A 12,895-nucleotide genomic window follows, 5' to 3' on the forward strand; every position below is an offset into this window, starting at 1 on the left:
CAGAGAGCTAAAAACTAAGGATTTAAGGAGTGTCGCTCCTAAAGATCCTAGAAAATGCTAAAGAGTTGTGCCAAGCTCACTTTATTGGCTGGTTTAGAAGTTACTTCCTTGCCATCCACGAACACATGGTAAGTTTCAGGATTGACTTCAATGTGAGCGGTAGTGTCGTTGAATTGCATGTCTTTTTTAGTGATGTTTCTGCAATTTTTTACCGGCAACACCTGTCTTTCAAGCCCTAATTCTTCTTTAATGCCTTTGTCATAAGCCGCTTGAGACACAAAAGTGATGTTTGCATCGTATTTGGCTTTACCATGGTGAGCGAACATTTCTCTGTAATAAACCGGTTGTGGGGTAGGGATAGAAGCGTTCGCATCACCCATTTGGCTTAACGCAATGAATCCGCCTTTGATGATCATGTTGGGTTTCACGCCAAAGAATGCTGGACTCCACAATACCAAGTCAGCCACTTTGCCCACTTCCACAGAACCTACATACTCGCTAATCCCATGAGCGATCGCTGGGTTAATGGTGTATTTAGACAAGTAGCGTTTGATTCTGAAGTTGTCGTTATCGCCTTTTTCTTCTTTCAAGCGGCCAAATTCTTTTTTGTTTTTGTCAGCTGTTTGCCAAGTTCTGGTGATAACTTCACCCACACGACCCATAGCTTGAGAGTCAGAACTGGTGATTGAGAAAATCCCCATGTCATGCAAAGTGTCTTCAGCCGCAATGGTTTGAGGGCGGATCCTTGAATCAGCGAACTGAACATCTTCTTTAATGCTTTTATCCAAGTGGTGGCACACCATAAGCATGTCCATGTGTTCTGCTTCTGTATTCACAGTGAAAGGGATAGTGGGGTTAGTGGAAGCGGGAAGAATGTTGTGTTCACCGGCTACTTTAATAATATCAGGAGCGTGTCCACCGCCAGCACCTTCAGTGTGGAAAGTGTGCATAGTGCGTCCGGCAATGGCTGCCATAGTGTCTTCTACACAACCGGCTTCATTCAAAGTGTCTGTGTGGATAGCGACTTGCACATCGTATTTGTCCGCAACATCTAACGCATGATTGATTGCAGAAGGAGTGGTGCCCCAGTCTTCGTGGATTTTAAAGCCAATCGCACCGGCTTCAATTTGATCGGCTAAGCTCGCATCGTTAGAAGTGTTACCTTTAGCCAAGAAACCCAAGTTCATAGAATATTCTTCAGCCGCTCTGAGCATCCATTTTAAATTTCTTCTACCTGGAGTGATAGTGGTTGCGTTAGTGCCATCAGCAGGACCAGTTCCGCCACCAATCATGGTTGTTACACCGCTTGCAAAAGCTGTAGGGATTTGTTGGGGTGAAATGAAGTGGATGTGTGTGTCAATACCACCAGCCGTTACGATCAAACCTTCACCGGCTAAGGCTTCAGTAGCAGGACCCACGCTAAGATTGTTTTTAACGCCATCTTGCATGTCTTTGTTACCGCCTTTACCAATGCCAGCGATTTTGCCGTCTTTAATACCAATATCCGCTTTATAAATACCGGTGTAATCCACGATCAAAGCGTTAGTGATGATTAAGTCTAGTTCTTCTTTGCTGGGGTTGTTGGATTGGCTCATGCCTTCTCTTAGGGTTTTACCGCCACCGAATTTAAGCTCTTCGCCATAAATGGTGTAGTCATGTTCTACTTCAGCGATCAAATCTGTATCGCCCAATCTCACTTTATCGCCTGTAGTAGGGCCATACATAGAAACATATTCTTTTCTGCTAATCTTTTTCATTTCTTACTCCTTAATTGTTTTTACATAGTGGTCATCGCTTTTAGCGCCATGAAAACCACGCTCTTTAGCTCTGTGTAAAGCGATTTTTTTGCTTTCGTTGTCTGCTTGCCTATCAACCAATGCGTTGAATCCAAAGATTCTCCTGTTACCGCCAATGTCAATCAATTCTACGGATTTTTCTTCGCCAGGCTCAAACCTTACCGCTGTCCCGCTCGCAATGTCTAAGCGTTTACCGAAAGTTTTTTCTCTGTCAAAGTCTAAGCATCTATTCACTTCAAAGAAATGGAAGTGTGAGCCGATTTGAACCGGTCTGTCGCCAACATTTTTAACTTTCACGCTAACGGCTTTTTTGCCTTCGTTGATAGTGATGTCTTCATTTTTTAAGAACAACTCACCAGGAACTAATTTACCATTAGCCTCAATAGGGGTATGCACGGTTACGAGTTTAGTTCCATCAGGAAACATCGCTTCAATACCCACTTCATGGATCATGCTTGCCACGCCATCCATCACATCATCCGGTTTTAAAAGAGTGCGCCCTTCTTGCATCAATTCAGCCGCAGTCTTTTTACCAGCTCTCGCTTCTTCCATAATATGGGCACTAATCAAAGCTACCGCTTCTACATAGTTAAGCTTAATGCCTTTTTCTTTGCGTTTTTTAGCTAATTCTCCAGCGTAGTGGAGCATCAACTTGTCTAACTCTTTTGGGGTGAGTTTCATCTCATTCTCCTATTCTTAAAGTGTTTTTCCTTGAAGACATAACGAAATCAAGGTTGGATGTAATTGTAGCAATGTTTTGATTTACTAAGATTAACAGAAGCGTTCATTAACTAATTATTATTTAAAATGAATTAGTGTTATATTTTTGAAGCGCTATAAAAGCGTTATTAGAAGTGCGTTTAATACCCCTTTAGAATTTATAAAGATCAAAAACTCGCAAAAAAATGAGAATTAAAATTGGAGTGATAATGGTGGCCACGACTGGACTTGAACCAGCGGCCACTACCATGTCAAGGTAGTGCTCTACCAACTGAGCTACGCGACCTTTTATTTTAAAAAGGGCAATTATGCCTTAATTTTGTTTTGTTTTTGCTTAAAAAAGAATTGTTTCAACAATAAAACGCCCACGCCCACATCTATCATGACATCAGCGAAGTTAAAAATGGCAAAATCAAACCCATAATGATAATACACATAATCCACCACGCCCCCATGCGCAAACCGGTCTAAAACATTAGAAACCCCAGCGCCAAATACCATGCCAAACTCTATCGCATGGGTTTTAAAAAGCTCTTTTTGACGCATTAAAAAGATAAAAAGCCCTAAAATCAAAAGGATTTGCAAGTATTTCAAACCCCACTCTAAAAAACTGAGCAAGGAAAACGCCACGCCTTTATTGAACACTAAAACAATATCTATAATCAAACTTTCATAGCGAAACCCCTCTAAAATAGCGTATTTAATCGCTTGATCCGCGCCAAAAATAAGAAAAAAAACCCCTATAAAAATCAACAAGCTTTTTTTTGTGGTTTTTAGCACAAATGCCCTTCAAAAAACTCTTTTAATTCTTGCATTTTGGATTCTAAAAGTTTTTCATCTTTAGCTTCTAAAAGGATTCGTAATTTGTTTTCAGTGCCACTATAGCGGATCAAATGGCGGATTTCTAGCTTGTCTAATTCTTTTAAAAGAGCGCTATAACCTTTCAAGCTTTCTAAAGGAGTCTTTTTTTGGATATTCAAATTTATTAGGCTTTGGGGGTATAATTCAAAGGGGTTTAGCGCAACAGAGCTTACTTGCTTGCTTTCTAACACTAATGCGCTCACTTGTAAAGCGCACACCAAGCCATCGCCCGTTTTAGCGTAATCGCTAAAAATGATATGCCCGCTTTGCTCGCCTCCAAAATTGGCTTTATTCAATTGCATGCATTCGCTCACAAACTTATCCCCAATCGCGCAATGCTTCAACTCTAAATCTTGGGATTTTAAATATTCTTTAAGGGCTAAATTGCTCATGCTCGTAGCGACAATTGCTTGAGAAGAAAGGGCGTTTTTAGATTTTTGATAAACCCCTAACACCCCTAAAAGCTTATCCCCATGCACGATATTCCCTAAATTATCTACCACCACCAACCTGTCAGCATCGCCATCAAAAGCAAAGCCCAAATCCGCGCGGTATTTTTTCACTTCCTGGCTCAACTGGTTGGGGTGTAAAGCCCCGCATTGCTCATTAATATTATACCCATTAGGCTCATCATTAATCACCAAAACATCAGCCCCAAGCTCGCTAAAAACTACCGGAGCCACCTTATAAGCCGCACCATTAGCCGTATCTAGCACGATCCTTAAACTCTGTAAATTCAAATGTTTGGGGAAAGAGTGCTTTAAATGCACGATATAACGCCCTATGACATCGTCTATCCTTTTAGCGCTACCGACGCTCTCGCCCACTTTATAACTGGAATGCAGCAATCTTTCATCATGAAAGATTTCTTCAATCGCTCTTTCTTCTTCTTCTTTAAGCTTATAACCATAAGAATTGAAAAATTTAATGCCGTTATCTTCAAAAGGGTTGTGGCTCGCGCTTATCATAATGCCCGCATCGCAGCGCATGTCTTCGGTTAAAAACGCAATCGCAGGGGTAGGCATAGGCCCTATTTGAATCACATTATAGCCTATGGAAGTTAAAGCGCTCACTAAAGCGTTTTCTACCATATAGCCGCTTTTTCTGGTGTCTTTACCAATTAAAATTTTATTCGTTTTAGAATGTTTTTTAAAATACAATCCGGCGGCAATGCCCAAACGCATCACAAACATGGGGGTGAGTTTCACCCCTGCTTTACCCCTCACGCCATCAGTCCCAAAAATTTTCATCGTTATAAAATACCTTTTAAACTATTTTTAATCAATTTTTAGATAGGATTATGCCAAATTTTACATTACAAAGGGATTAAAACAAGGCTATGGCAAATCATAAGTCCGCAGAAAAGCGAATCAGACAGACCATTAAAAGAACCGAACGCAATAGGTTCTATAAAACTAAAGTTAAAAATATCATTAAGGCCGTGCGTGAAGCGGTCGCTGTCAATGATGTAGCAAAAGCTCAAGAGCGTTTGAAAATCGCTAATAAAGAGTTGCACAAATTTGTCAGCAAGGGGATTTTAAAGAAAAACACCGCTTCTAGGAAAGTCTCAAGGCTTAACGCTTCAGTGAAAAAAATCGCTCTCGCTTAGGGGCGTTTTTTGACTTCTTCAAGCTCAATAATGGGTTTTTATTATTGGGCTTCTTTTTGAGTTTTTGCGTTTTTTAGATTGTTGCGTCTTTTTATCCACATCTTTTTATAGGTAGTCTTGCATGTCTATTTTGGCTGAAAAGCTTTCTTCCATTCTCAAGCGATACGACGAACTCACAGCGTTGCTTTCTAGTGCTGAAGTGATTAGCGATATTAAAAAACTCACCGAATTGAGCAAAGAGCAAAGCTCCATTGAAGAAATCTCTGTAGCGAGTAAGGAGTATTTGAGCGTTTTAGAGAATATCAAAGAAAATAAAGAGCTTTTAGAAGACAAGGAATTGAGCGAACTGGCTAAAGAAGAGTTAAAAATTTTAGAAATCCAAAAAAGCGATCTAGAAACTGCCATTAAACAACTCCTTATCCCTAAAGATCCTAATGACGATAAAAACATTTATTTAGAGTTAAGAGCCGGCACAGGGGGCGATGAAGCGGGCATTTTTGTAGGGGATTTGTTTAAGGCGTATTGCCGTTATGCGGATTTGAAAAAATGGAAAGTAGAGGTAGTGAGCTCTAGCGAAAACAGCGTAGGGGGCTATAAAGAAATCATCGCTTTGATTAAGGGCAAGGGCGTGTATTCAAGGCTCAAATTTGAAGCAGGCACGCATCGAGTCCAAAGAGTCCCCGAGACAGAATCTCAAGGGCGTATCCACACTTCCGCTATCACAGTAGCGATCATGCCTGAAGTAGATGATGTGGAAGTTTCTATCAACCCTAGCGATTTAAAGATTGAAGTGTTTCGCGCTGGTGGGCATGGGGGGCAATGCGTCAACACCACAGACTCTGCGGTGCGCATCACGCACCTTCCCACCAATATCAGCGTGAGCATGCAAGATGAAAAATCCCAGCATAAAAACAAGGATAAAGCCCTAAAAATCTTAAAAGCGCGCCTTTATGAAAAACAAATTGAAGAGCAGCAACTCGCTAACGCTAAAGACCGAAAGGAGCAAGTGGGTAGTGGGGACAGGAGCGAACGGATCCGCACTTATAATTACCCGCAAAACCGCTTGAGCGAACATAGAATCAATTTAACTCTGTATAGTTTAGAAGAAATCATGCTTTCAGGGAATTTAGATGAAGTGATTAACCCTTTAATCGCCCATGCCCAAAGCCAGTTTGAATAAAACCATTACTAAAACGATAAAACAAAGCGATAAAACACTCAAGCATTTTTTAAGATAGCCACCCACTACGACCACAAACCCTAACATGTTTACATGCTCTAAATTTTCACCCCACACAAAAACAGCGTAAGAGTTCCCATAAAATCTAGTTATAAATATAATTTTAAATTCTATATATATATTTTTATATATAAATACACTTTTAAAAAATAAAACGATTTATTTAACCTATTTTTAACAAAAAATTCACTTTTTTATGATATAACTTCAAAGCTCAATATTTGTAAGAGCGAATTGTATTCTGTAGAAGCGAATGTATGAGAGCAACTCTCAAATTTTGATGATCCCCATATTTTTGCGGCATGCATGAATGCAATAAAAAAAGAAATCCTTAGGATTTCTCACATTAAGGAGTTTTAAATGAAAAAAGTTTTTTTAGGTATGGCGTTAGCCTTTAGTGTGTCTATGGCAGAAAAAAGCGGCGCGTTTTTAGGAGGGGGGTTTCAATATTCTAATTTAGAAAACCAAAACACCACCCGCACCCCAGGTGCTAACAATAACACCCCGATAAACACTTCAATGTTTGGCGGCAATCAAGTAGCTCCAGCCCAAGAAACGCCAAGCGTGGTTAACACCAATAATTACGGGCAAATGTATGGGGTAGATGCGATGGCAGGGTATAAGTGGTTCTTTGGCAAAACCAAACGCTTTGGCTTTAGGTCTTATGGATACTACAGCTATAACCATGCGAATTTAAGCTTTGTGGGGAGCCAGCTTGGAATCATGGAGGGCGCGTCTCAAGTGAATAACTTCACTTATGGCGTGGGCTTTGATGCGCTCTATAACTTCTATGAAAGTAAAGAGGGCTATAACACAGCAGGGTTGTTCCTAGGCTTTGGATTAGGAGGGGATTCGTTTATCGTTCAAGGAGAGAGCTACTTGAAATCTCAGATGCAAATCTGCAACAACACCGCCGGCTGTTCAGCGAGCATGAACACGAGCTACTTCCAAATGCCTGTGGAATTTGGTTTTAGGAGCAATTTTTCTAAACACAGCGGGATTGAAGTGGGCCTTAAATTGCCTTTATTCACCAACCAATTCTATAAAGAAAGGGGCGTAGATGGATCGGTAGATGTGTTCTATAAAAGGAATTTCTCTATCTATTTTAACTACATGATCAACTTCTAAACCTTTCTCTTCTTTCCAATAGAGGGTTTCTCTCTGTTGGTTTCTTTTTTCTTTTTTTGTGGTATTTATTTTGTGGTGTTGGGGGTTAGGTTTTTGTTTAAGAAAGTTTTTTAAAACTAAAAAAGCGTTTAAAACAGAACCTTTTGTTTTGGGATTTGATTTTTTACTTTGGCTTGTTTTCAAAAGTCATTTTGATTTCTAAAAATAATCTATAATGCTCGCAAGAGATATTTTTTAAGGTTATGAATGAAAGCTATAAAAATACTTTTTATAATGACACTCAGTTTGAACGCTATCAGCGTGAATAGGGCGTTGTTTGATTTAAAAGATTCGCAATTAAAAGGGGAATTAACGCCAAAAATAGTGAATTTTGGGGGTTATAAAAGCAGCACCAAAGAGTGGGGAGCTACGGCTTTAAACTATATCAATGCGGCTAATGGCGATGCGAAAAAATTCAGCACGTTAGTGGAAAAAATGCGTTTTGGCTCTGGCATCTTGGGGAATTTTAGAGCGCATGCACATTTGAGGCAAGCCCTAAAATTGCAAAAGAATTTGAAATATTGCCTTAAAATCATCGCTAGGGATTCTTTTTATAGTTACCGCACCGGTATTTATATCCCCTTAGGCATTTCTTTAAAAGATCAAAAAACGGCTCAAAAAATGCTCGCTGATTTGAGCGTGGTAGGGGCGTATCTTAAAAAACAACAAGAGAATGAAAAGGCTCAAAGCCCTTATTACAGGAGCAACAACTATTACAACTCTTACTATAGCCCTTATTACGGCATGTATGGCATGGGTATGTATGGCATGTATGGCATGGGCATGTATGATTTTTATGACTTTTATGATGGCATGTATGGCTTCTACCCTAACATGTTTTTCATGATGCAAGTTCAAGATTACTTGATGTTAGAAAATTATATGTATGCGCTCGATCAAGAAGAGATTTTAGACCATGACGCTTCCATTAACCAACTTGATACGCCTACTGATGATGACAGAGACGATAAGGACGATAAATCCTTACAACAAGCAAATCTTATGAACTTTTATCGTGATCCCAAATTCAGCAAAGGCATTCAAACCAACCGCTTGAATAGTGCTTTAGTCAATTTAGACAACAGCCGCATGCTCAAAGACAATTCGCTTTTCCACACCAAAGCCATGCCCACTAAAAGCGTGGATGCGATAACTTCTCAAGCCAAAGAGCTTAACCATTTAGTGGGGCAAATCAAAGAAATGAAGCAAGATGGGGCGAGTCCTAGTAAGATTGATTCAGTGGTCAATAAAGCTATGGAAGTGAGAGACAAATTAGACAACAATCTCAACCAATTAGACAATGACTTAAAAGATCAAAAAGGGCTTTCAAGCGAGCAACAAGCCCAAGTGGATAAAGCCCTAGACAGCGTGCAACAATTAAGCCATAGCAGCGATGTGGTGGGGAATTATTTAGACGGGAGTTTGAAAATTGATGGCGATGACAGAGATGATTTGAATGATGCGATGAATAACCCTATGCAACAACCTGTGCAACAAACGCCTACTAGCAACATGGCCAACACCCATGCAAATGACAGCAAGGATCAAGGGAGTAACGCGCTCATAAACCCTAACAGCGCCACTAATACCGACGATACTCACACCGATGATGCTCACACTGATACTAGCACCACAAACGATACCAGCACCACTGACACTCCCACTGATGATAAAGATGCTAGCGGCAACAATACCGGCGATATGAATAATACGGACACCGGTAACACGGATACCGGCAACACTGATGATATGAGCAACATGAGCAACGGCAACGATGATATGGGTAACGCTAATGACGACATGAACAACGGCAACGACATGGGCGATGACATGAACAACGCCAACGATATGAACGATGACATGGGTAATGGCAACGATGATATGGGCGATATGGGGGATATGAACGACGATATGGGTGGCGATATGGGGAATTGAGATTAACCCCCAACATCAAAGAGTGATAGCCAAAACTTAATATTTTTATTTATAATTCTTTTAAGGGGGATACTTTGGCGATGAATACCCCTTTAACCCCCAACTAACTCCCTTTAAGAACGCTTTTTAAAATCCAACCAAAGCTTTTTATCAAACTGAACGCAAAAAACTCCGTCCTTTAGGGCACAAGATGCAAGCGCATAGCCGTTAGGCTATATTCAAGCTAAAAGATAACAAAACACCTTTAGTCTTTTAGGCTAGGGAATGTCTTTGCAGACTTTAAAGAGCCTTTTATATTGAGCTTCGTTAGAGCGTTTAAGCCCCTTGCTTTAGGCGGTTTCACATTTTAGACGCTCAAAATTAAAAGCAGAAATCAAAATTTCTTCTTGCTCACATCTTCTAAAATATCTTGGGAAATCCCATCAATTTTAGTGCTGACTTGTAAAGAATGATTAGCGATAGTCAAATTATCCTGCACATCTTGTTGCAAGGCGTTAATGGAGTTGTGGATGTTTTCTACGCCCTTGTTTTGCATTTTGATAGACTCAGCGTTATCGGCGATGCTTTGAACTAAGATATTAATATTGGCTTCAATCTCGCTGAGCGATTTTTGCGTCCTTTCAGCGAGCTTTCTTACCTCATCAGCCACCACCGCAAAGCCTCTGCCATGCTCGCCGGCTCTTGCGGCTTCAATAGCGGCGTTTAGGGCTAATAAATTCGTTTGATCGGCAATATCTCTAATCATATCCACCACGCTTTTAATGTCTTCGCCTTGAGAGATCATCTCTTGGCTTTTAGAATCAATTGTGGTAATAATATTCGTGATTTCTTCTAAAGATTGAGTGGTGTTTTTCAGGCTTCTTTCTTGTTTGTGGGCGGTTTTGGTTAAGTTATCCACGCAAGTTTTTAGATCTTTGGATTCATGATTGAGCGCGTTTGCAAACCCTAAAGAAGCTTTAAGCATGCTAGAAATTTCTTGCCCTAAAGTGTTGAGCGCTTTTTCCATGTTGGCTTTAGGGTTTTGGATGTGGTGGGTGAAATCCAAGTTCTTATAATGCTCTAGGGCGTTATTTAGGGCTTCAATATTGGCGCCAATTTGGTTACGGAAATACTGGATAATGCTATTAATCGTATTTCTTAGGGCTTGCAAATCTTTATTTTTAGGCACGCATGCGATTTCTTGCGTGAAATCCCCATTTTCCACATGGTTTGTCACTTCAATGCTGTTTTGAATGGCTTTATTATCGGCTTGAATGCTTTCTTGGGTTTTAAGAATGTTTTCATTGATAGAAGCTTGCATCTGCCCGATTTCATCATAAGCGCTTGGGGGCGTTAGGCTTATGGCATGGTTATTTTTGGGGTTATTAAGCAAGTTGAAAAAATCATTTAGGGTGTTATTGACCCTACTGATGCGTTTGGTTATGAGATTAGAAACGATGATAAAGACTAAAAAGGCTAACACCAGCACGCCTAAAATCAAAGTGGTGATAATAATGAATTTGGTGTTTGCCGCTTCTTTAAAGACTAAAGATTTATTGACATATTTTCCGATTGCCCAACGCCAATGATTGCCGTTATTCCCTTTTTCTTCAAAAAGATCAAAGGGCTGTATGGCTAAAAAGGTTTCTGTATTCCCGCTCAATGAATGGTAGCTCAAAGTCCCTGCTTCGTTTTGATTGTAATACTCCACAGCTTTAGCGACTCGTTTGTCTGGATTGATAGCGCTTAAAATTTTATCTTGAATCTCACGATTAGGGTTGATTAAAATCCTGCCATCTTTCCCCATTAAAAAGGTGTTGCTCTTATTTTGGCCTATTACATCGGTATAAAAAGCGTCAATGTTTAAAAAGAGGTTCAGCGCGCCTATCACATTTTGATTTTTACCCATTAGGGGGAGGGTAATATCCATGCCATAGATTTTATCGCCATTAACCTCTTTATAATAGGGATCTGAATGGGTTATACTTTTGAGCGAATGGATTTGATTAATCATGTTTTCATTGAGCGTGGTATTAGGGTAAGCGATTTTTGAATCCATGTTCATGGCAGTGATGACTCGTCCATTATTATTCGTATAAATCGCGCTAATCAATAACACATGAGGGTTTGCCAGTAAAAACTCAGAGAGCATGCGCCTTTTTAGGGTGTCGTTGATAGCACTATTTTCATCGCTTAAAAACCTTTCAAGGGTGTTAGCGCCAATAAAAATACGCTTCATGATGCTTTGAATCTTAAAACTGACTAATTGAGCTTTTTTTTGCAGCAATTCTGTGGCTTGGCTTTGCAACACGCTTTCAACCTTGTAGCTGATAATAACGCCCATAACAGTGCTAATCGCAATGACAACCGCACACACCATCATGACGATTTTAGAACCAATTCTTGTAGATTTCATTCTCTTTGCCCTTTTAAAACGAATTGATAGAGAACGATTATTATACATTATATTTGAAATTTTAATAAAACAAGAGAGGACAAAAAAGCAGAAAATAAAAGAGAGCCAAAGCCCTCCAAAGCTCCCCCAAAAAAGAGGCAAAAAGAAATAAAAATTACCTTTTGGAGAATTGCGGGCTTCTTCTAGCCTTTCTTTTACCATATTTTTTGCGTTCAACCACCCTTGAATCCCTAGTGAGCAAGCCTTTAGGTTTTAAAACGGCTCTAAAAGCAATATCATAAGCGTTCAAAGCTTTAGAAATGCCATGCCTTAAGGCTTCCGCTTGCGCTGAGTAGCCCCCCCCAAAAACCACCGCTTTAATATCCACAGATTGCTCTTGTTTGGTTAAAAGCAAGGGCTGCATGACTTTCATTTTAATGGCTTCATGCCCGCCTAACCATTGATTCAGGCTCTGCTCATTGATACTCAATTCGCCTTTACCCGGAGTGAGCCACACTTTAGCGATAGCGGTTTTTCTTTTACCGGTAGCATAGATTTTTCTCATTTAGCGTCCTTTTTGCTAGTTTGTGCGGTGTGAGGGTGTTTATCGTCACGATAAACTTTGAGTTTTTTAATCATCGCTTTCCCTAATTTCGTTTTAGGGAGCATGCCCCTAACGGCTAAGTGGTAGAGCTTTTCGGGGGTTTTTTCTAGCATTTCTTGGAGAGTCTTGCTCTTAGTGCTGCCAAAATAGCCTGAATGGGTAAAATACTCTTTATCCTCTAATTTCATGCCTGAAAATTTAACCTTATTAGCGTTGATAACCACTACAAAATCCCCACAATCCACATTAGGGGTGTAAAAAGGGCGGTGTTTGCCTCTTAAAAGCACAGCGATTTCAGTGATCAAGCGGCCAAAAACTTTGTCTTTAGCGTCTAAAACGACCCAATCACGAACGATGTCATTGACTTTAGCGGTCTTTGTCATGAGAATCCTTTGATAAAATTAAAGCACTCATTATAAGGAAATAAGCTTAAATATTGTTGAATTTAAGGAAAGTTTAAAGTTTAAAAAGGGGATTTTGGCTACTTTGTTTTATCGTTTCAGATTTTACTTTATAGTAAAACCCATTTCCTTAAGAGGATAGAGGGTATTTTGCGATAATGCCCCCTTAACCCCCAACCAAAAACCCT

Annotated in this window: 11 protein-coding genes and 1 tRNA gene; 4 read left to right on the forward strand and 8 right to left on the reverse strand. The window is 39.9% G+C overall.

Annotated features, from left to right (window positions below; genetic code table 11):
* Nucleotides 1-47 precede the first annotated feature (47 nt).
* From ureB to glmM, 5 genes are all read right to left on the reverse strand, one after another.
* Nucleotides 48-1,757, reverse strand: coding sequence for an urease subunit beta (ureB, locus tag FIM66_RS04905; RefSeq protein ID WP_000724308.1), 1,710 nt, complete (start codon nucleotides 1,755-1,757; stop codon nucleotides 48-50).
* 3 nt (nucleotides 1,758-1,760) lie between these two features.
* On the reverse strand, nucleotides 1,761-2,477 hold the full coding sequence (gene ureA / locus FIM66_RS04910; RefSeq protein ID WP_000779222.1) for an urease subunit alpha: 717 nt from the start codon (nucleotides 2,475-2,477) through the stop codon (nucleotides 1,761-1,763).
* A gap of 249 nt (nucleotides 2,478-2,726) precedes the next feature.
* Nucleotides 2,727-2,802: transfer RNA gene (locus tag FIM66_RS04915), tRNA-Val, on the reverse strand.
* A 20-nt stretch (nucleotides 2,803-2,822) separates the two neighbouring features.
* Nucleotides 2,823-3,296, reverse strand: coding sequence for a signal peptidase II (gene lspA, locus FIM66_RS04920; protein ID WP_140490391.1), 474 nt, complete (start codon nucleotides 3,294-3,296; stop codon nucleotides 2,823-2,825).
* Nucleotides 3,290-4,627: a phosphoglucosamine mutase gene (gene glmM / locus FIM66_RS04925; RefSeq protein WP_140600136.1), complete on the reverse strand. Its 1,338-nt coding sequence runs from the start codon at nucleotides 4,625-4,627 to the stop codon at nucleotides 3,290-3,292. Before glmM ends, lspA begins: the two co-directional genes overlap by 7 nt.
* An 89-nt stretch (nucleotides 4,628-4,716) precedes the next feature.
* On the opposite strand from glmM, the gene rpsT reads away from it, so the two are divergent.
* From rpsT to FIM66_RS04950, 4 genes are all read left to right on the forward strand, one after another.
* Nucleotides 4,717-4,986: a 30S ribosomal protein S20 gene (gene rpsT, locus FIM66_RS04930; protein ID WP_001273632.1), complete on the forward strand. Its 270-nt coding sequence runs from the start codon at nucleotides 4,717-4,719 to the stop codon at nucleotides 4,984-4,986.
* 121 nt (nucleotides 4,987-5,107) lie between these two features.
* Nucleotides 5,108-6,166: a peptide chain release factor 1 gene (prfA, locus tag FIM66_RS04935; RefSeq protein WP_120896683.1), complete on the forward strand. Its 1,059-nt coding sequence runs from the start codon at nucleotides 5,108-5,110 to the stop codon at nucleotides 6,164-6,166.
* 420 nt (nucleotides 6,167-6,586) lie between these two features.
* Nucleotides 6,587-7,354 (forward strand): outer membrane protein, encoded by a 768-nt coding sequence (locus FIM66_RS04945; protein WP_140498832.1) that lies wholly within the window; start codon nucleotides 6,587-6,589, stop codon nucleotides 7,352-7,354.
* A gap of 246 nt (nucleotides 7,355-7,600) precedes the next feature.
* Nucleotides 7,601-9,328: a dentin sialophosphopreproprotein gene (locus FIM66_RS04950; RefSeq protein WP_140600137.1), complete on the forward strand. Its 1,728-nt coding sequence runs from the start codon at nucleotides 7,601-7,603 to the stop codon at nucleotides 9,326-9,328.
* Between the two features lie 373 nt (nucleotides 9,329-9,701).
* On the opposite strand, the gene tlpC is transcribed toward FIM66_RS04950, so the two are convergent.
* From tlpC to rplM, 3 genes are all read right to left on the reverse strand, one after another.
* Entirely contained in the window at nucleotides 9,702-11,723 is a 2,022-nt protein-coding gene (tlpC, locus tag FIM66_RS04955) for a methyl-accepting chemotaxis protein TlpC (protein ID WP_140600138.1), read from the reverse strand.
* A 154-nt stretch (nucleotides 11,724-11,877) separates the two neighbouring features.
* Nucleotides 11,878-12,267 (reverse strand): 30S ribosomal protein S9, encoded by a 390-nt coding sequence (rpsI, locus tag FIM66_RS04960; RefSeq protein ID WP_001227270.1) that lies wholly within the window; start codon nucleotides 12,265-12,267, stop codon nucleotides 11,878-11,880.
* Entirely contained in the window at nucleotides 12,264-12,689 is a 426-nt protein-coding gene (gene rplM, locus FIM66_RS04965; protein ID WP_000167675.1) for a 50S ribosomal protein L13, read from the reverse strand. The genes rpsI and rplM overlap by 4 nt, the downstream gene beginning before the upstream one ends.
* Nucleotides 12,690-12,895: the final 206 nt, after the last annotated feature.

It is taken from the genome of Helicobacter pylori (genome assembly GCF_006439795.1).
Taxonomy (GTDB): Bacteria; Campylobacterota; Campylobacteria; order Campylobacterales; family Helicobacteraceae; genus Helicobacter; species Helicobacter pylori_CR.